The sequence below is a fragment of the Rhodococcus sp. ZPP genome, assembly GCF_017656075.1.
GTDB lineage: Bacteria > Actinomycetota > Actinomycetes > Mycobacteriales > Mycobacteriaceae > Rhodococcus_F > Rhodococcus_F oxybenzonivorans.
The window spans coordinates 893,173-912,082 of the sequence record NZ_CP058639.1; the positions used below are offsets into that span (position 1 = coordinate 893,173).

14 protein-coding genes and 6 pseudogenes are annotated in these 18,910 nt (G+C 64.9%); 11 read left to right on the forward strand and 9 right to left on the reverse strand.

What is annotated here, in order from left to right; translation table 11 throughout:
• Nucleotides 1–97 precede the first annotated feature (97 nt).
• Nucleotides 98–643 (reverse strand): annotated as a pseudogene (locus HYG77_RS41075) (transposase); the annotation flags it as partial.
• Between the two features lie 510 nt (nt 644–1,153).
• Here HYG77_RS41075 and HYG77_RS40805 point away from each other — a divergent pair.
• Nucleotides 1,154–1,813, forward strand: a pseudogene (locus HYG77_RS40805) (transposase); the annotation flags it as partial.
• Nucleotides 1,814–1,902: 89 nt separating this feature from the next.
• Nucleotides 1,903–2,088 (forward strand): hypothetical protein, encoded by a 186-nt coding sequence (locus tag HYG77_RS40810; RefSeq protein ID WP_280123339.1) that lies wholly within the window; start codon nt 1,903–1,905, stop codon nt 2,086–2,088.
• Nucleotides 2,089–2,216: 128 nt separating this feature from the next.
• Here the strand turns inward: HYG77_RS40810 and HYG77_RS35395 are convergent, their stop codons facing one another.
• The 5 genes from HYG77_RS35395 to HYG77_RS35415 all read right to left on the reverse strand — a co-directional run bounded on the left by HYG77_RS35395 (nt 2,217) and on the right by HYG77_RS35415 (nt 7,604).
• The gene (locus HYG77_RS35395; protein ID WP_208964194.1) at nt 2,217–2,405 is read right to left on the reverse strand and encodes a transposase; all 189 of its coding nucleotides are present in this window, start codon (nt 2,403–2,405) and stop codon (nt 2,217–2,219) included.
• Nucleotides 2,406–2,446: 41 nt separating this feature from the next.
• Nucleotides 2,447–3,502 carry a tyrosine protein kinase gene (locus HYG77_RS35400; RefSeq protein ID WP_208964195.1) on the reverse strand — a complete coding sequence of 352 codons (1,056 nt, stop codon included), beginning with the start codon at nt 3,500–3,502 and terminating at the stop codon, nt 2,447–2,449.
• A 55-nt stretch (nt 3,503–3,557) separates the two neighbouring features.
• Nucleotides 3,558–5,174, reverse strand: coding sequence for a PEP-utilizing enzyme (locus tag HYG77_RS35405; protein ID WP_208964196.1), 1,617 nt, complete (start codon nt 5,172–5,174; stop codon nt 3,558–3,560).
• 143 nt (nt 5,175–5,317) lie between these two features.
• Nucleotides 5,318–5,923 carry a MarR family transcriptional regulator gene (locus tag HYG77_RS35410; protein ID WP_208964197.1) on the reverse strand — a complete coding sequence of 202 codons (606 nt, stop codon included), beginning with the start codon at nt 5,921–5,923 and terminating at the stop codon, nt 5,318–5,320.
• A 22-nt stretch (nt 5,924–5,945) separates the two neighbouring features.
• Nucleotides 5,946–7,604, reverse strand: a complete 1,659-nt coding sequence (locus tag HYG77_RS35415) for a pyruvate, phosphate dikinase (RefSeq protein ID WP_208964198.1) — start codon at nt 7,602–7,604, stop codon at nt 5,946–5,948.
• Between the two features lie 367 nt (nt 7,605–7,971).
• Here HYG77_RS35415 and HYG77_RS35420 point away from each other — a divergent pair, with 367 nt between their 5' ends.
• The 6 genes and pseudogenes from HYG77_RS35420 (at nt 7,972) to HYG77_RS40240 (ending at nt 12,460) form a co-directional block, all read left to right on the forward strand.
• Nucleotides 7,972–8,580 carry a TetR/AcrR family transcriptional regulator gene (locus tag HYG77_RS35420; RefSeq protein WP_208964199.1) on the forward strand — a complete coding sequence of 203 codons (609 nt, stop codon included), beginning with the start codon at nt 7,972–7,974 and terminating at the stop codon, nt 8,578–8,580.
• Between the two features lie 270 nt (nt 8,581–8,850).
• On the forward strand, nt 8,851–9,216 hold the full coding sequence (locus HYG77_RS40230) for a hypothetical protein (protein ID WP_244461518.1): 366 nt from the start codon (nt 8,851–8,853) through the stop codon (nt 9,214–9,216).
• A 366-nt stretch (nt 9,217–9,582) separates the two neighbouring features.
• A complete protein-coding gene (locus HYG77_RS35430) occupies nt 9,583–10,188 on the forward strand; it encodes a hypothetical protein (protein ID WP_208964200.1) in 606 nt (201 codons plus the stop codon).
• A gap of 1,177 nt (nt 10,189–11,365) precedes the next feature.
• Nucleotides 11,366–11,506, forward strand: coding sequence for a hypothetical protein (locus HYG77_RS35435; protein WP_208964201.1), 141 nt, complete (start codon nt 11,366–11,368; stop codon nt 11,504–11,506).
• A 185-nt stretch (nt 11,507–11,691) separates the two neighbouring features.
• Nucleotides 11,692–11,962, forward strand: a pseudogene (locus tag HYG77_RS40235) (hypothetical protein).
• Nucleotides 11,963–12,046: 84 nt separating this feature from the next.
• The gene (locus HYG77_RS40240) at nt 12,047–12,460 is read left to right on the forward strand and encodes a hypothetical protein (protein WP_244461519.1); all 414 of its coding nucleotides are present in this window, start codon (nt 12,047–12,049) and stop codon (nt 12,458–12,460) included.
• Between the two features lie 119 nt (nt 12,461–12,579).
• Here the strand turns inward: HYG77_RS40240 and HYG77_RS35445 are convergent.
• Both HYG77_RS35445 and HYG77_RS35455 read right to left on the reverse strand, forming a co-directional pair.
• Nucleotides 12,580–12,769 (reverse strand): annotated as a pseudogene (locus tag HYG77_RS35445) (DUF4193 family protein); the annotation flags it as partial.
• Between the two features lie 478 nt (nt 12,770–13,247).
• Nucleotides 13,248–14,442 (reverse strand): annotated as a pseudogene (locus tag HYG77_RS35455) (IS110 family transposase).
• A 261-nt stretch (nt 14,443–14,703) separates the two neighbouring features.
• Here HYG77_RS35455 and HYG77_RS35460 point away from each other — a divergent pair.
• From HYG77_RS35460 to HYG77_RS35470, 3 genes are all read left to right on the forward strand, one after another.
• Nucleotides 14,704–15,861, forward strand: a complete 1,158-nt coding sequence (locus tag HYG77_RS35460) for a hypothetical protein (RefSeq protein ID WP_208964203.1) — start codon at nt 14,704–14,706, stop codon at nt 15,859–15,861.
• Nucleotides 15,862–16,056: 195 nt separating this feature from the next.
• Entirely contained in the window at nt 16,057–18,171 is a 2,115-nt protein-coding gene (locus tag HYG77_RS35465) for a site-specific integrase (RefSeq protein ID WP_208964204.1), read from the forward strand.
• Complete coding sequence (locus HYG77_RS35470) at nt 18,168–18,608, forward strand: DUF6262 family protein (RefSeq protein ID WP_208964205.1); 441 nt, start codon at nt 18,168–18,170, stop codon at nt 18,606–18,608. The genes HYG77_RS35465 and HYG77_RS35470 overlap by 4 nt, the downstream gene beginning before the upstream one ends.
• A gap of 73 nt (nt 18,609–18,681) precedes the next feature.
• Here HYG77_RS35470 and HYG77_RS35475 read toward each other — a convergent pair.
• Nucleotides 18,682–18,894: pseudogene (locus tag HYG77_RS35475) on the reverse strand (DUF4193 family protein); the annotation flags it as partial.
• Nucleotides 18,895–18,910 lie beyond the last annotated feature (16 nt).

Genomic DNA, 18,910 nt, shown 5'->3' on the forward strand with positions numbered 1-18,910 from the left:
GTTGACGGTCTGGGTGCGTGTCTTGACCAGGTCGTCGCGGTGCGATCGCGCGCAGCGCGGTGACCGTGGCGTCCATCCGGGCGGTGGTCAGCCCGTGGCCGGTTAACGCGGCGACCCCGACGGACACGGCGTCGGTGTCGTCGCTCTTGCGGCCGTGACCGGCGGAGAGCAGCCGCACCCGCGCGGCCAGCTTCGCGGGGACGTCGGTCACGTCCACGCCGTCGTCGCTCAGTTGGTTCGTCAGTGGTGCGCCCAGGCCGGTGGCTCCCTCGATCGCCCAGCCGGCGTCCCACCAGCGCCGCGCGAATCGGCGTAGCGTTCGATAGCCGTCCTCGCCGACCGGGACACGGATGGTGGCCAACGCGCGCAGTTCGGCGTCGACCGCGGCTGCTGTCCACGACGCCTTGTGTGGATCAACGGCGATCATCACCTGACTTATGGTGTCCTCGGGCACTCGATCATCACCAGCTTCCTCTTCTCGGTTCCGTTCGGTCGCAAGGAGGGCACACCAACTTTGGGCGTTGCAGGCCCTCTTCAGCCACTCCGCGCTGACGGCGGCAACCGGCCGACAGGCCACTCTGAAGTCAGCATCAAGGGCGACGTGTGTATGACGAGCCTGACTGGTTACCACCTCGGAGATCATGGCTGCAGACCGTGATCTCCTGCGGGAGATTCAACAAGTTGGTGTACGAATCGGATTCGAACCTGACCGGCGTGTCGTAGCCCAAGAAGGCGGCCATCGCGTGACTCTTCGAGAGACCGACCAAAGTCACTCGGGTGTTGGACCACGCGATGACCATTGCCCACGATATCGACCTGCACCAGTTCCTGACCGACCGGCTCACCGACGCCAGCCCGGACCTGCAGCGCAGTCCGTTGTCCACGTTCATCGACGCGCTGATGGGGGCCGAGGCCGACAGCCTGTGCGGCGCCGGCTTCGGTGAACGCTCCGAAAACCGCGTCAACAGCCGGACGGGTACCGGCATCGGGACTTCGATACCCGTGCCGGAACTCTCGACGTGGCGATCGACGAAGCTGCGCTCCGGCTCATACTTTCCGGATTGGTTGCTGCAGCGCCGCAAGCGTGCCGAGCGTGCCCCTGACCTCGGTGGTGGCCGCCACCTGCTACCTGCTCGGCGTCTCGACCCGGCGGATGGAGAAGCTCGTCGACTCGCTCCGAATAACCAGCCTGTCCAAGTCGCAGGTGTCCCTGATGGCGAAGGACCTCGATGCCCAGGTGGAGGCGTTCCGCAGCCGCCCGTTAGACGCCGGCCCGTACACGTTCGTCGCCGCCGACGCCCTCGTCCTCAAGGTCCGCGAGAACGGGAGGGTGGTCAACGTGCACACCCTGGTCGCGGTCGGGGTCAACGCCGAGGGCTACCGGGAAATCTTGGGAATCGGGGTCACCTCCGCCGAGGACGGTGCCGGTTGGTTGGCGTTCTTCTGATCGTTGGTCGGCCGCGGGCTGACCGGGGTGCGGTTGGTGACCTCCGACGCGCACGCCGGCCTCGTGTCAGCGATCGGCGCCACCCTGTCCGGTGCGGCCTGGCAGCGTTGCCGAACGCACTATTCGACGAACCTGGGGGCACCACCCTGCACGAAGTGCTCGGGGGAATGTCCCAGACCCCGAAGAATTCATGGCCTGGGGGTACCACCCGCGTGCGGGGGAAGGTGTGTGCGCTCCTGCATTCGGTTTACGACCAACCGGACGGATTCGGTTCATGCTCAATATGATCGGGGGATCGACGCCTTGTCGGAGAAGCTGCCGAGGGTCGCCGACCACCTCGTCGCAGCCAGGATAGATCTGCTCGCCTTCACGGCGTTTCCGAAGCAGATCTGGCGTCAGATCTGGTCCAACAATCCACTATCGGCTCAACAAAGAGATCCGGCGCAGAACCGACGTTGTCGGAAATCTCCCCCGATCGCACCGCCCTCATCCGGCTCGTCGGCGCGGTACTCGCAGAGCAGCACGACGAGTGGATCGAAGCCCGCCGCTACCTCGGCCTCGACGTGCTGGCACGGTCCCGCGGCACCCAAACAACACCCGAACCCGCCGAGGAGGTGGCGCCTGCGGCTCTGACTGCATAACCCTTACGCGGAGTCACGCGACGACCTCGTACACCACGCCCTGGGGCTTGACCCAAAGCTCCAGCCTTTCGGCCGAACACCGGCGAAGTAGTCTACCCACGCACTGTCCACGGTCGGAGCTCGGTGGTTCAAATGCTGCCTCGGACTGGAGGGCTTGGTAGTGACATCAGGTTGGGGAATCCGAGAGCGTGCCGGCCCAGTGATTGAGCCGGTCCGTTGATCGCCTCGGTCGGCCCGTTCGACGCCCGGTACTCGGAGTGCACCAGCACATCGGCACGGCGCCGGTCCGGCGTGCGCCCGAGCTCATCGAGACCCACCCGGAACGCCCGAGCGAAGCATGTCGATCACCCATGTCAAACTATGTGAGTTGTGTTGCGTGCGCCGCCGGGAAACGATGCTTCATCGCTCGCTGATAGTCGGCCATCCATACACCCTGAAAAGTGGCGTGGGTGATACGGCCGGTTTTGCTGTCGGTCCACCGATAAACTGAATCGTGGAACAGCGAGTTCGGCCATGCTGCCAAGGGCGCGCTTGCGATGGCCTCCCCGCGGAAGTGATAGTGCTCCCCCTGCTCGTCGCAGAGGTCGACTTCCTGGCGTAACGGAATGTAGTTCCGGGGGTGGGTGTCGAGAACGGTACGGCGCACTGCTGTGATCGATCTTGTCTCCTCGCCCCGCTGGATCCAGCCGAAATGGTGGGAGGGGCGATCTCCGACGTCGTACAGGCCAGCCCAGTCGGGGCCAGTGTCGAGTGGTTCAAAACAAATCTGGCTCAAGGACAGATCGGAACCGAAGTACATTGGCGTCCACCCCAGTGGCGGTGTTGAGACGTATTTTTCTTCGCGGACCTGATTCCACGACCGGTCCCGCGGTGCGTAGCAGTCAATGACGTAGGTCGTACCGTTCAGTTTCAGGGCGCCGGTGGCGTGCATGAATTGCTCACTGCCGCCCGCCTGTTGGTTGAGCCCGTCATGGTGGAGCTCTTCGCCGGGCATAATGTGTCCGCGCGCAATCAGCGGGGTGACCGCTTCTTGAAGCACGTCGAAGGAAGTCTTGCCGTCTTCGCTCGTGTAGGTCAGCCGAATGCTGCGCCCGGGATCGAGGAATTCCACGCGCAGACCGTTGGTGGTGATGATGGCGTTGCCGTCGACGGCCGGCCAGGGCATGGCGATCTGGTAGTCGATGTGCTCGATGTCGGTGGGGCTGACGTTGTTGTGGCCTTGGAAGATGCACACCCCGCCGTGAGAGGACCGGAACTCGGGTTGGTACCGGATATAGAGGAAAGCGCCGATCTGCGCGTCCGGGACTGAGAATCCGAAATAGTGGGTGTGGATGCGGTGTGGGTCCCAATGCTTTCCGGTGTCGGGGGTGGGGATGAGTAGGTCTGTGATACCCGGTTGTTCAGCAAGAACCATGGTGTCCTCCGAATCAAGTTGGTGTAGGTCAGACGACGATGTCTTGGTACTGAAATCAGGGAAGAATGGTCACCAGATTGTTGTTGCCGTCCACGCGCAGGCGGTCGCCGTCGCGGATAATGGTGGTGCCGGTCTGCGTGCCGATCACGTATGGGATGCCGATCTCACGCGCGACCACCGCGCCATGGCTGGCCGCACCGCCGAGATCGATGACGAGTGCGTCTGCGAGGGTGAACAGTGGTGCCCAGCTGGGGTCGGTGAACTTGCAGACCAGGATGTCGCCGTCGTCGAGTTCGATGTCGTCATTGGGGTCCAGGAGGACACGCGCCCGGCCTTCCACGGTGCCACCGCCCGATGCCGCGCCGGTCAGGAAGATCGGCTCATCAGTCTGCGGGGACGCAGCCGTGGTGACCAGCGGTTCGGGCATACCCGTGAAGTGCACCGGAAGCGTCATCTCGCGGTAGGTTTCACGCGTAGCCTTGCGGTATTGAACAAGCTCTGGTGCCTCGGTGAGTTGGCGGGCCGCCAGAAGCTGCAACTCAGGGATAGCCAAGAAGAACACGTCATCGATCTGTTCCAGGAGGCCTTGGCGGGTGAGTTCGGCGCCGAGGCGACGCGCGGCCGCCCGCACCCCGTCCAAAGGCATGACGTAGGCCGCTTTGCCGATCTCCAGGCGGGGGATTACGGTGCGGGCGCGCGCGAGCATGAAGCGCAGGAGGACGCGATCTTTGGCTCCCACTGCACCGATCAGGGATGCCGCTGCGTCACGGGCTGCTTCGGCGGCACGCTGGGCCCTAACGGTGGGCCGCTCCAATTCGGCGCGGTTTGCCTGGGCCTTGGCCATGGCACGGACGCGGTCGGGTTGCTCGCGCCATGATTTGGTGTAGACGTTGCCCTCGTTGGGGCCACGGTATCCGTACTCGGCGAGGAACGACGCAATACCCATCTCGCCTCGGGCCAGTCGCCATGTGTCTTCGGCGAGTTGAGTCTCTGTGACACCGCCCTGACCGGCCAGCGCCGCAGTCCCCAACGCGGGAACACCAATGCGCGCAGCGGTCTTGCACACGGCTCCTTGGATGGAGACGAGGGCGAAACGGGTGAACGCGTGCAGATAGAACGACCGGGCGAATCGGTCGCGCGCATACAGCAGGTCTTCGAGTGGAGGCCGTTTGGGCGGTGCGCCTTGATGGACATTGAACACTTCCGACCGCCACCACGCCTTCGTGGCGTGGTAGTTGCGCTCCACCTCGCGAGCAGAGCTCACCAGAGCGTAGGGTGCTTTGGCGGCGATGAGCGGGATGCGCCACAGTGATGCGCCTGGTGGGGTCGAAGCGTTGGGGCGTACGGTGCCGAGCAGGTCACGCTCGAAGTCGTCGATGTTCATGCCAGGAACCTTCGACATGACCTCGCGCATCACGTCAACATTGAAGGCTTGGCGCCCGTAGATAACCCCGGTGCCATTGAAGTTCTGATCTGAGGACACCACCACATCGCTTCTCGACAGCACCCCTAAAGCGGCGAGGCTGGCCAGCAGGGTTTCCTGCAGCGGGCGGTCCCATACGCTCCAGCACAGCGGCGACAAGATGTCGGGGGTTGCCTCCGAGACGTTGGTGAATGTCCAGCACCGGTCCGGCTGGCTGTACCCGCGAACGGGATCGGAATGTTCGGTCATTTCCCTGCCTTGCTGCCATGCGTGGGTGCGTTACCGAAGTGGTGTAACCTACGCGAACTGTTGTGGTGCCGTGGTGTCGGTTCTGCGGTCGGGTTCGGCATTGATCGCGCGGCGCCTAGGTCGCTGAGGTGCGCCGGCGACGATTACTGCGCATGTCCGGCCTGCGCTTCTTCTTCGCGGGTCAGCCCAGCGGCGCCGATCAGCTCTTCGTGCAGTTCGAACCAGACCGTGTGGTAGGAGTCAGCGATGGGCATGGTGAACCAGCTTGTGTCACCGGCCTGCACCTTTTTCAGCGCCGTGCAGAGTTTGTCGGCGTAGACCTGCACGCGCGGCATCACCGCTGCCACGTCAGCGATGATCGGGATCACCTGATCGTGCACGTCAAACAAGCGTGTCAGGATCGCAGTGTCGTAGTCGGCATCGGTGTGGTCGTTGGGTTCGCCGTCTTTGAGTTGCCATTCGGTGACAAGAGCTTTAAATGCACCGTTGACGTCGCAGAATCGAGCGTAGGCCTCGGTGATCACCGCGCTGTCGATGCCGCTGCGCTCAGCGGAAAGCATTGCTGACAACTTTTCGCGTCCCGCGATCGTCAGACGGACTCGTGTATCACCGGTGAGATGTCCGGCTGAAATCAGCTCCGCCACTGCGGTTTCTACGGACGATCCGTCGAGTCCGGTGGTTATGCTCAGGTCGGGTCGACTGACCCGCCCTTTGAGGCGGACTGCCTGCAGGATAGGAAGAGCGTTCATAGTTGTTGCTTTCTCGAAAAGGTTAGAAGGGGCGGTGAGTCGGCACGTGCTCGTCGAGTCGAAGTGCTGTCAGCATGGCGCGTAACGGGCTGGCGCAGACGACGTCACGATGGCCTTCGGCGATCACGGATCGGATCGATTCCGCGGATATGTCCGGCAGGGTGGAAAAGTCACCGGTGGGGTGCGCACGTAGTGGGCTGACCCGGCTCAACACGTCGCTGAGTTCTTGCAGTTCGGGGTGATCGCTTTCTGGCCATGAGACGAGCGGCAGCTGTCCTTCGCGGATCTCGCCGTGGTCACCGTCGACGGTGATGATCTTGCCGGCGAGACGTTCTGCGGTGCCTTTTCCGCATCCCACGACTGTGGGGCGGCCAATTTCACGGCTGACGACCGCGGCGTGGCTGGTGGCGCCGCCGACGTCGGTGACGATGCCGCCAGCGGCGATCATCCCCTCGACGTCGTCGGGGCTGGTGGTGGGGCGCACCAGAATCACTGCCTGCCCGGCGTCGGCGGCGTCGAGGGCCTCGTCGATATCGGCGTAAGCACGGCCGGAAGCGATCCCCGGTGAAGCGGCAAGTCCCTTCGCTAGCAGCGGTGCTCCACGGCGGGTTTCAGGCAGCAGCGTCGGGCGCAACAAGTCCTTGATGTGCTCGGGTGTTACACGCTGGGCCACCTCGGCTTCGTCGATGCGCCCCTCCTGCACAAATTGCAGTGCCAGTCGTATCGCTGCTTGTGCTGAGCGTTTAGCGTTGCGGGTCTGCAGGATCCACAGTCGCCCTTCCTCCACAGTGTATTCGATGTCCTGGACGTCGCCGGCGCGTTGCTCCAGCATGGTGGCCACTGTCATCAGATCGGTATACACCTGGGGCTGCTCGGCACGCAGGTCAGCCAGATCGGCCGCATCACAGGATCCCGATACCACATCTTCACCCTGACCGCCGCACAGCCATTCTCCGAGTGGCTCGGGTGCCCCGGTTGTCGGGTTTCGCGTGAATAGCACACCGGTGCCTGAGTTGGTGCCCATATTGCCGAACACCATCGCCTGCACGATGACTGCAGTTCCTTCGGCACCGTCGAGTCCGTGGTAGCGGCGGTAGGTCGCGGCCCGGTCGGAATGCCACGACTGAAACACGGACTCAATTGCGTTGCGCAGCTGTACCAGTGGGTCCGAAGGGATCTCCCCGCCAGGGTCACCGACTACGATGCGTCGGTACATGTCCTCGAATCGGCGGCGGGTGTCAGCGCTGAATTCGGCGGTCGAGGCCCTCGCCAGCGCTTGCTGCACTTCGTCGGTGAAACCCAGATTCAAGATCGTATCCAGCATTCCCGGCATCGACTGGGCCGCCCCGCTACGCACACTGACCAGCAGCGGCCTGGGGCCATGCCCGAACGTGCGATCGAGCTGGGCCTCCAGCGAGGCCAGCAATGCCAGCACCTCCGGCCAGACCTGGTCGAGGTAGCTATGTGGGTCGGCGAAGTACTGCTCACACGCCCGAGTGGTCAGACAAAACGCAGGCGGGACTGCAACTCCCAAACCGCGCATCAAATTTATGCCAAACGCCTTGTTGCCCAGCACCTCCCGGGGAAGGTCAGAAATGCCGTCGAGGGCTACCGCAACCGCGTCCGAGGCAGCTGCACCGCCCGGTGCTCCGTTGGACTCGGTGAGTTCCTGATACCTCATCACACTCTCATTCACATGTTGCGCGGCATGGTCAGATCAAAGAAGATGTCGGTGTCCTGGCCCCCTGTCGCATAGCGCTCGCTAAGGGCGCGACGTCATCGGTGTGCGCCTGGTCCAGCTCCGTCTAATCTCAACATTTATGAGACGATGTGTTCATAACGATAGTCGAGTACATCACAACAATGCAAGAGCCTTAAGGCACATCACAGTACGTCGCAGGCGGGAGGACCTTCATGATCAGGATGTTCGAGCGCGGTAGGTGGGTCATCGGACGAGCAGTGGACCACCCGGCAGCGACAACAGGGCACCAGGCCGGGCGGCACCTCGACCGGGTGCTGGCGGGCGCCTCCGGACCGTGGGGTCAACGATGACCGTGATTCGCCGCAGTCCGTATCGGCGTGGCCAGGCGCGACCAGCGATCCTGGACTGCGCGCGAACCGTTTTTTCCGAACACGGCTATCACGATGCCAGTATCAAGGAGGTTGCCGTCCGCGCGGAAGTGTCCGAGACGCTGGTCTACCGCTACTTCGGGTCCAAGTCCGAACTGTTCGAGGAATCCGTCATCGGACCGGCCCGCGAATTCGTCGACCGGTTCCTCGCGAGGTGGGCGGACCCGCAAACCAAACCCGGCGGCGAGGACAAAATTCGCAACTTTGTGATCGAACTACTCGATTTCGCCGAAAAGTACGAAGACTTGCTGCTGAGCTGGGCCGCGGCAGGTCACAACGGTCGACGCGAGATCGCTGCCGGCAGCACACACGGCCAGGGGATCCGCCGGCTCTCGTCAGCGCTGGTCGGCAACCGTGGCAAAGACGAGGAAATGGCAATGTCCCTATCAATTGGATTGATCCTGTCGGTCGTGTTGCTCAGAGATGTGCTCTTCGCGCAGAACACCGACAGTTGCGATCCCAAGCAACTCGCTGACCACATCACCCGCTACGCGCATGCCGGAATCCTTAGCCTGCTTGAGCCTTGAGATTCGAGTTATGTTCGTGACCCCGGACTGGGCGGAAACAACAGTGATGAGCATAAAGATCGCAAGGTCCCATGAGCGAATCGTCCCGAGTGCGGGGCACAGCGCGAAAACTTCAGTGACGGTCCCTCGGCTTGCGACTGGTGGTGCGTTGAACACGGTTGTTGCGCTCTCTACGGCTCTCTAGCGGCGCAGGATCGTCGGTTCAGTGACCTTCGTCGGTGTGGGCGTGGCACCAGGGTGTCTGCCGGCCGCGTGATTAGGGTCGGGGAGGTGACCGGCAGCGAGCGGGTGGTGATGTTCGACATCGACGGCGGTCTGGCGGGCCTGTCGGCATTTGCTCACCTCTTGACCGACGACTCGGGTGGGACCCGCCGGCAGACGTGGCAGCAGTTCTTCGACAATGTCGGGCAGGCGGTGGTCATCGAGCCGGGCCGGGATGTCGTGGAGGCGGTGGCCGGCCTCGGGTTCGTGGTGGTGTATTCGACGTCCCGGCCCGCCTCGTGCGCGCCGCAGACCCGGATGTGGCTCGAGGAGAAGGGGTTTCCTCCAGGTCGGGCGTTGCTGTGCCGGCCTCGTGGTGATCACCGTCCGGCGGTCGAGGTCAAGGCCGGTCATTGTCGAGCAGTGGGGCGGTAGTTGTCGGCGTTCGTTGACGACGAATCCGGGACCGTGGACGCTCTGCGGTCCCGCGGGGTACGGGCGCATTGCTTCGCGGCGTTGTCCGGGCTGGGGGTGCGGGAGTTGCGCGCCACACTAACCACAGGGATCGGTGGTAGGCCGATCAGTCACAGGGCGCACCGACCACGGGGCCACCATCACCGCGGTACGTCGCACGACATGCGCGGCACGGTGGCACAAGGAGTGGACTGAGCTGCTTTGTCGTACCGGTACCTCGGGCTCATGCCGGACAAGCAGGATGCCGGCCCTGCTTGTTGACCCGAAAGCGCGGTTGTTCGGCGTTCGGTATTAACCGAACATCGAACAAAGGGAGATGATGAGTGAATGACGTTGACTTCGGACGATGCGATCGCCGCGTTGACCGAGGCGGCGGCGGGCGTGGGGTTGGAAGTTGTGGAGACCCATGATCCCGGCCCCGGGGGTGGTGGTGTCGAGGCGTACCTGTTGATACCGCGGGGGAATCGTGTCCCGCTCGAGGTCAAGCGGCTGGCGCTCGGATCGGCGGAGGGGCTCTCGCGCAGACTGCGGCAGTGGGACAGCGAGGATCGCGGTCCCGGTGAGGTCGTCAAGGTGCTGGTCGCCGACCGTGTGACCGGTGACGCACGTGAGGTGCTGCGGAGCGCGGGGTGGAGTTGGTTGGATCTTCGTGGCCACCTTCATCTGAACGCGCCGGGTCTGTATGTCGATACCGATGTTGCTGCGCAGAAGGGCCGGCCCACACGCTCGACCCCGTTTGCCGGTCGCGCCGGTATCGAGGTCGCGGTGTCATTGCTGCTCGCCCCGGACGAACCGGCGGGTGTGCGCCAGATCGCCGCGCGAATCGGCCGATCGCCGAGCACGGTCTCGGAGGTGATCTCCGCACTCCCACCTGCACGAACATCTGGGCCGGCAGTTGTGCTGGGCCGGGTCCTTGTGTTGACAGTCGAATAAATGATTGCGGGTGGTCAGTTACGGTTGTCGTCGTCGACCCAGTAGGTGAAGGTGTATCTGCAGATGCCGGGTGAATCGGTGGTCAGGATGGTCTGTAGGGACAGATCGGACCAGGTGCGTATTTTCTGGGCCCGCAACTGAGCGACGGCCTGCGCCTGCGCGTCCTCTGCCGCGGAGCCGGCGCAGCTCCAGTGACACTCGTTCGATTCCCACTGGGAACACAGTAAGTCAGCAGCACGGGCCCGTACTCTTTCCCCCGTCTCGAGGCCCGGCCGTTGGAGTGTGATCTGTGTGGCGAGATCCAGCCGGGTGGCCGCGATGTCGATGTCGGTGCCGCGCGTGGTGTCGGGAAGTCGGTGGAGCGTTATTGGCGGGCAGAAGAGTTCGATTCTTGAACGTGTGCGTAGCGGTTTTCGGCGGCGTGGGCAGACTCGCTGCGCGGTCGGGAAGCCTCGCCCGGACGGTGGCGCCCTAAGGAGAATGCGGAAGGTGGGCGAGGCCGGGTGGGTGGGTGGCTGGCCAAGCGCAGCCCCCGCCAACGATGGGTATCAGCTGGCGGGGGCGCTACACGGTCAACCTGCCCGTAGTCACGGGCGGCGCATCAGTGATCTTGGTGAGCGGGGAGTGTTCATGTCCAGCGAGTGTGATCCAGGCCATGGCATATTTTTTCACGTACCGAATTACCGACCGGTAAGTGCGATTTCACGAGTTGGCTGCTGGGTGCATGATGATTCGGTGACACTGCCGAGTCTGGGCCGGGGTGAGCCTTCGGCGGAGTGGGCGATGCCGGAACGGTCGTTTCTGCGTCGCCGGAGCTGGGTCTGTGGAATCCGGCATCGGTTGACGAAATACAGAGATTTTTTGGGGGTGCGATTCTGCTGTGCCGCAATCTATCTGTTCTCCTTTGGAGCTGTCCGCGCGGTCGACGGTTCCGGGAGGTTCGAACACCCCTGTGTGAGGTGAAGCGCGGTAGTTTCTGCGGGGGGAAGGGGAGTCTGGTGTCGGGAATGGGTGCTTGCGACGCGGAAGTCGAACCCGAGACGTCCCGGGCCAAGATTCGGGTATGGGTGTCGGTACTTCGGCCGATGTGCTGGTGCCGCAATCGGTTCACTGTGTCTGGTGCGCCGTCAGCGACGGTGTCGTATCGAAACCTTCGCACGTTGAGAGAAGAGTTGTGATGGCACGGACTACCGAAAACCTGGGCGCCAATCTGCTGCATGCGTTGCGTGTGAGTGTGATGGGCACCGTTCTCTACGCCGGGTTGGTCATCGGGGTGGTCGTGGTGGCGGTGTGGAAGTTCCCGATGCCCGGCGTGTAGGCCTGCAGTCAGGTGTGGCCGGTCGCCGGCGGCCGGTGGTGGATCCCGCTACGTCGTTCGGGTATCACCGGGCGCAGTTCGGTCACACCCGACGGGGGAGGGTGGTGCCCGTGGGTTCGGGTAATCGCTTCATCGATGTGCGGTGCCCACGCCGGGCACCGCCCGCCGGTGGGGAAGGACGAGCGATGTTCGGGACGGGTCTGGGCGCGTTGATTGGTTTACTGGGGGTGGCGCTGGTGGTGGTTCCGATGTCGTTCGGTGTGGCGGTGCGTGCGGATGCGAAGACTCGGCGTCTTATCGGGTCGCGGGCGCCTGAGGAGAACCCGGGGTGGATTGCTCGCGATCGCGGAGGAGGGTGGTCGGTGGCGGCAGCGGGCGACGCGGGCGTGGCTGGTCTGCGGCGGTGCCTCGCTGGTCGCGGTGATGGTCGTGGGTGTGCTGATCTGTATCGGGTGAGGACCGCGACGTCCGGTCGCGTACAGGGCCGGTCGGTGCTTATGCTCGATCTCGGGTGTTCGGCGAGCGAAGAGGTGCATCACCATGGCGCGAAACAGCGGCAAGCAACCGGTCGATGGCCCGGAGTTGACGGTCGGTGTCCGGGTGCTGGTCCGCAGGAGCGCCGAGGCCGATCTCACCGGTGAGGTGGCCGAGGATTACGCGGCAGTGACCGACCCCGGCGGCGGTGGGCACGAGTGGGCGCCGGTGCATCGGTGGGCGGTTGCGCTCGACGACGGGCGGCTGGTCTTTGCCGACACCGAAGACCTGACCATCGATCCGGGCTCCTATCGCTCCGCCCCGGAACTGAACCCGCACCCGGAACCGAACCCGCACCCGGAACCGAACCCGCACCCGGAACCGAACCCGCACCCGGAACCGAATCCGCACCCGGATTCGGTTTCGGATTCGGATTCGGATTCGGCAATGCGGCCACCCGGCCGGCATCGGGGAGAGTGATCGGCGGCAGAGGATACCGCCCGCAGATGCGTTCGACCTGAGGAGTTCGGGAGGGCGTGTTGCCCGGTGATTCGCAGAATCTCGATCTATCCCGAGGCCCTCGGGTCATCGATGTGTCCTTAGGCGCAGTCTCGACAGATCAGCTGCGCAGCATCGGCGAGGCGGGTGCGGTGGTGGACGAGGAAGCAACTGGTGAATTCGTCGGCTTGTTTGCCGATGACGCGGACGGTGAGTTCTTCGCCGGGCAGGTCGGCGCCGGGGTAATGCGAAGGATTCTGCGGTGTCGTTGCCTTCGACGGCCACGGCGGGGCGCGGTCGGTAGTCGATGCTGTGCCACAGGAACATTCGGGTGACCGGGATGGGGAGAAATTTCGGGTTCAGCGCGTACCGGGCCGCCGATCCCGGGCAGGGGGCACGCATCGGGCCGATCTGCCAAATCTCGGTGACCCTTGGAATGCTGGTCGTTTCGGTGTTTTCGTCGAGGGTGTCGATGAACCTGCGGGGCGGCCGTGATCGTGCGGGGTCGTCGGTGATGATGACGGCCTCATCGGCGATGGTCGAGCCGCGGGAAGCGCCGGCGGATCCGACGACCGCCCGCCGGCTGGTGACGAGGACGCCTGCGTGCAGATTCGCCGGTGGACGGCCCCCGTACCCCGGCCTGAACGTAGTGGGTGAGGGCGGCGGGGGAGGTGGCGTGCGCGCGGAGGGCTGGCGCGGGCGGCGTTGACGACCAGGACATCCCCGGCACGCAGCGGCACCAGATCGGGGGGTGTCCCTATGGTTTTCGTCAAGCCGCTGAGGGGGTTGGATTCCGGTAGAGTTCCTTGTTCTTGAGCATGGCGTAGAGGACGTCGCAGCGGCGTCGGGCGAGGCAGATCAGGGCGGCGTTGTGTTTCTTCTTCTCGTCCCGTTTTTTGTCGTAGTAGGCGCGACTGGTGGGGTCGCCCAGGGCCGCGAAGGCGGACAGGAACAGGGCGCGTTTGAGTTTCTTGTTGCCGGAGCGGGCGGGGTGCTCGCCGCGGATGGAGGATCCCGATTTTCGGGTGACCGGTGCTATGCCTGCATGAGGCCGCCAGGTGCGCGGCGGACGGGAAGGCGGAGCCGTCGCCGACCTCGATCAGGATCCGAGCTGCTGTCCTGACGCCGATGCCGGGCATCGAGGTCAGGACTGAGGAAAGAGGGTGGTCATCGAGTGCCCTCTCCACGTCCGCGGCGACCGCTTTGCGTTGTAACAGAGTCTCTTTCAAGGTGTCGGCGAGTTTGGGGAGAACGGTCTCGGCGGCCGCGGCGCCGGGTACCACCACGGTCTGCTCGTCGAGGGCGGCAAGGATGTCGGTGGCCAACCGGGCGCCCATCCGTGGTGCGTGCTTGACCGCGATCGCGGTGAGCTTGCGCTTGCCGGCCTGCCGGATTCCGGCCGGCCCGCTGCAGCGGGAGAGGAGCTCGAGCACCGCGGGGTGGGTAATGCGGGGGCCGAGGACCCGCTCGAGGGCGGGGTGGACGGAGGTGAGCAGGCCTCGGATCCGGTTGCTGACCCGGGTGGCCTCACCGGCGAGGTCGTCGTCGAATCCGACGAGGACCTCGAGTTCGGCGAGGGCCTCGTCGCCGGTGTCGACGCGGCGCAGGGTGTGCGGCATGGTGCGGGCGGTATCGGCAATGATGAAGGCGTCTCGGGCGTCGGTTTTCGCCTGCCCGGGGTAGAGGTCGGCGATGCGGCGCATCGCCAGTCCGGGCAGGTAGCCGACCTCGTGGCCGCCTACGCGGGCCACGGTGACCGGTAGGGCGCCGATCGTATTGGGTTGGTCGACGACCACCAGCACCGATCCGTGGCTGGCCAGGCGGTCGAACACCGCCCGCAGCTTCGCTTCGTCGTTCGGCAACGCCTTGTCGTAGATTTTCTTTCCGGCGGCGGTCAGTCCGACGGCGTGGTGTTCGCCTTTGCCGACGTCGATGCCGCAGTACACCGCATAGTTCGAGTCCATTCAGGGGTCGTCCCTTGTGTCTCGGTCGGCCGGTCGCCGATCCGGCATCGACGCCCGGCACCCACGTTACAAAGAGACCTACCCAATTTCGGTTGGCCGTGTCCCTAATGACATCTGAACGGTCACCGCAGAGCAGTACCGGTCTGTCGTGGTTGTTCGCAGCACGCGCTGCCGTGCTGGCGAGGGTGGTGCAGTCCTCACATCGTGGCTGGTCCAGGGTGCCTGAGACGATGGCCGCGGTCCGGCCGCAGGAACAACACCGTGCCTTCGGCGTCTCTGCATCCCGGGCTGCAAGCGCTGCGGAACAACATCGCGACCGCCGAGCACCCGATCACCGCGATGCGATGGCTGAGGAAGAAGTCCGTTGCGCCCGTGCTGGCCGATCTCGCCGCCGGTCGGCGGGCGCTGACTCACGAAGCGCTGGACGAACTGCCCGACAGCCAGGCTCTCGCTCACCTGCGGCAGGTCCTCGTCGGTGTCGGCGCCCTGCCCGAACGTGACGAGCACATGATCCGCGCTGAGCGGCTGGTCGGCCGCGTGGTGGCCGCCCAGTCGGATCCCGAACAGCGCAGCGTGCTGCACCGCTACACAACCTGGCAGCTCGTCCGGCGATTGCGGCAACGCAACAACGGCGCCCTCACCACGATCCAGCAGTTCAACTCGGTCCGGCAACGGATCTACGGAGCCGTCGCCTTCCTCGACTGGCTGACCGATCACCAGCTCGCCCTCGGCACCTGTCGGCAAGCCGACCTCGACCAATGGCTCACCGACAACACCGCGGTCAACCGCGGCTCCGCCGGGCACTTCATACGCTGGGCCCACAAGAACAAGCTGATCAGCGTCCGGATCCCCGCCCGCCGCTGGATGGGCCCGACCCGGCCGCTCGATGACCAACACCGATGGGACATCGCGCGGCGGCTGCTGCACGACGACACCATCAAGGCCGAAGACCGGCTCGCGGGCCTGTTCGTGCTTCTCTACGCCCAAACCCCGGCAGCAATCTCGCGGATGACCATCGTGGACCTCGAGACCAGCAATGGCGCCGTCCGGCTGCACCTGGGCCCCTCACCCATCTATCTTCCCCACCCCGTCGGCGAGCTTGCACAAGCGGTCGCCGCAAAACGCAAGGGTCACGCGACAATCGGCGCGTTGACACCATCGCTCTGGCTGTTCCCGGGCGGGCAGCCCGGCCGGCCCATCAGCACCGGTCACCTCGTCCAGCGACTGAACAAGCTCGGCATCCGGCCCGGCGCCGACCGCAGCACCGCCCTGTTTCAGCTCGCCACCGAGATCCCCGCAGCGATCCTGGCCCGCACCCTCGGCATTCACACCGATGTCGCCGTCGCATGGCAGCGACTGTCCGCCGGGGATTGGACCAACTACGCCGCCGAGATCAGCCGACGATCATCGAGAGGATGAGGCATTCGGACAGTTCGAATATCCGACGTCACCGTTACATGTCACTGAGGACGCCGAGCTGCGGGCGGTGGCCGACTGGGCCAAGTTCACCGCGGGGTGGCGGGCGGTCGGCACCGGCGTGATCGGGCCCTGCTGATGGGGTCACGACGGCTGCTCGAGAACCTGCGCGACACCTCTGGGCGCTTCCGAGGTGATGTGCTCGAGTCGCTCTGGGCCGAGATGCCCGATCGGTTTCGCACGATCGACCTCGAGTCGAACGCCCTCGATACCGATGACCTGACCGCGTTCCTGACGGATCCTCGCGGTCCGGGTTTCCGCATTCGTTTCGGGCAGCTTCCGGCGGACATGGACCGCGAAATGGCCTGGTGCTGCTGGCGCATCGCCGAACTCGGCGGTCGGGTCCCGGTAGGTGTCTTGCGTTCGCTGATCCGCTGGTTGGCCGCCACGGTCGAGGACCACCCGGAACTGAGTGGCTCGCTGATGCGCGCAGCCCCACGGGAATGGGAGAGATCCATCGCCGCCGCCTATGCCCGGCGAAACGGCAGCCTGCCGGGCAGGTTCTGGCAAGAGAACGTCGGCTCAACGCTTCGGCGCTGCTATGAAATCCTGTGGGCCGCATACGACCAGCGCCCGTGGTGGCGGCGCGAGGTGTGGGATCCGACGCTCGATCCGCGGATACCGCTGCGCCCCCACGAACCACTCGGCAATCACGCTGTCTATTTCCAGCAACTCGAGCCGTTGTGGTTGCGGATCGCCATCCAGTGGTATTTCAAAGTCTCTCTGGAGACCGGGCAGCTGACCTGGAGCACGGTCGCGGGCCCCCAACGGACTGCGCTGCAGGTCTTCGCCGACTGGATCGCCGGCCACGACCCTGTCCCGCCGCCGTGGTTGCGCGAGGACCCGGCCGGGATCCGGGCGTTCATGCTGGATTTCCTCAGCCACGTGCGCGGCCTGATCACCCAGTCCGGCCCGAACAAGGGCAAGCCTCTCTCGCCCCAGCGAGTCAACACCCTTGTCACCTGCCTCGAGACGTTCTACGCGTTCATGACCGACCATCGCGAGACCGCCGCACAGGTTCTCGATGAAGCCGGATGGTTGCGACTCGGTCCCTACCACGCCATGCTGTGGCGACACGGGGAGAAGGGCCGTCGTACCCGTGTGGTGCGCGAGCGCCGCCAGGAAGTCATCGACGACACCGCGTTCTCCCAGATCATGAGCAACGTGCACCTGCTCGGGGAGCCGATCGAGGGCGGTGGGCTCGGCGACGAGCAGATCATGCGCATCCTGATGCTGGTGGCCCGCACCGGTCGGCGGATCAGCGAAATCAGGATGCTCGATCGTGAGCCGCTGTTGCCGCTGGACCGCCTCTGCGGCTCCACCGGTCCGGCCGACGCCGACGGCGCCTTCGTCGCCAAGCTGCGATACCAGCAAACCAAGATCGAACAAGCCCCCGACACCGTGCTGGTCGACGCCGAAATCGTCGCCATCATCGACGAACAGCGACGCTGGGCCGACCAGCATCTCGGGCCCCGCTGGGCACAGGGTGTCACACCCAAATACCTATTCCTCGGGCATAACATGAACCGCAACGCCGACAAGCCCTTTCCCCCGTCCCGCATCAACCAAACCCTGGCGGTGTTCGCGCGTCGGCTCGACGTTCGCGACAGCGCCGGGCGGCTCGTGGACTTCAATCGCACCCACCGATTCCGGCACACCAAGGCCACCAGCCTGCTCAACGCCGGCGTGCCGTTACACGTCGTGCAGCGGTACATGGGCCACGTCAGCCCGACGATGACCATGGAATACGCAGAAACCCTCGCCGAGACGCACCAACGGGAGTTTCTGCGTTACCACAAGGTCACCGCGGACGGCCGCGACCTGCCGGTCGACACCCGTGACCTCTACGACATGCTCGAGCTCGACAAGCGCACCGACCGGATCCTGCCCAACGGGTGGTGTTTGTTGCCGCCCCGGCAGGCCTGCGACAAGGGCAACGCCTGCCTGACCTGCGACAAGTTCGCCACCGACGCCAGCTTCCTGCCCGAGCTGAAAACCCAGCAGCACCACACACTGCAGCTCATCGATGAACGCCGCCAGGCGTTCGCGGCCCGCACCGGGCAGGAGATGAGCCCGGACAACGTGTGGCTGGCCGGGCGCACGCAAGAACACGACGCCCTCGGCCGCATCATCGACACGCTCGAACAAACCGGCCACCGAACCGACAGCGACGGCCGGGCCGTTCGCGGCGCCGGCGTCGCCGCCCGCACCGACGCCCTGGCCGCCGAACACGACGAGGAGAGGCGACCGTGAGCCGAGGCAACCCCGACAATCTGCGCCGCGCCGCCGCCGCCAAGAGCGCCGCCGCTCACTCCCGCGCCGACCACGGCATCCGGGAAATGATTCGCCGCAACGTCCCCGTCACCTTCCGCGGCCTGGCTCAAACCGCGGGCGTCTCACTGGATTTCCTCTACCGCAATCCCGAGATCCGTCGCCGCGTCGAGCAGTTGCGGACCCAGCAGCGCGGCGCCCCGCCGGCCCCATCGCCGCCCGCCGATCCCGACCACCCGAGCAGCGTGGTACGCACCCTGACCGTCCAGATCACCGAACTCAAACGCCGGCACCGCGAGGAAGTGCAGACGCTGAAGGCGGCCCTGGAGGCTGTACACGGCGAGAACCTCGAGCTCCGCCGCCGCCTCGGCGGCCACCGCCCTCACCCGGCGGAAATCTCACCCTCGTGGAACTGCTGATCGCTTACAGACGCGACTGCAAGCGGTCTACCAGCGTAGACAACACGATCGGCGACGCCAACTACAGATATCAGGTGAATTCATCCGCCTGCTTCGGGATGACGCGGACGGTGAGTTCTTCGCCGGACAGGTCGGCACCGGGCAGTTCGAAGGATTCGGCGGTGTCGGAGTCTTCGACGTCCACGACGGGGGACTGGGTGTCTTTGCGGCTGGCGGTCAGCTGTTCGAGGGACGTGTCCGCCTCGTCGGATTCGGTGACTCACGGGGCGTCGTAATCGGTGGCCATTGCCTGATCTTTCCTC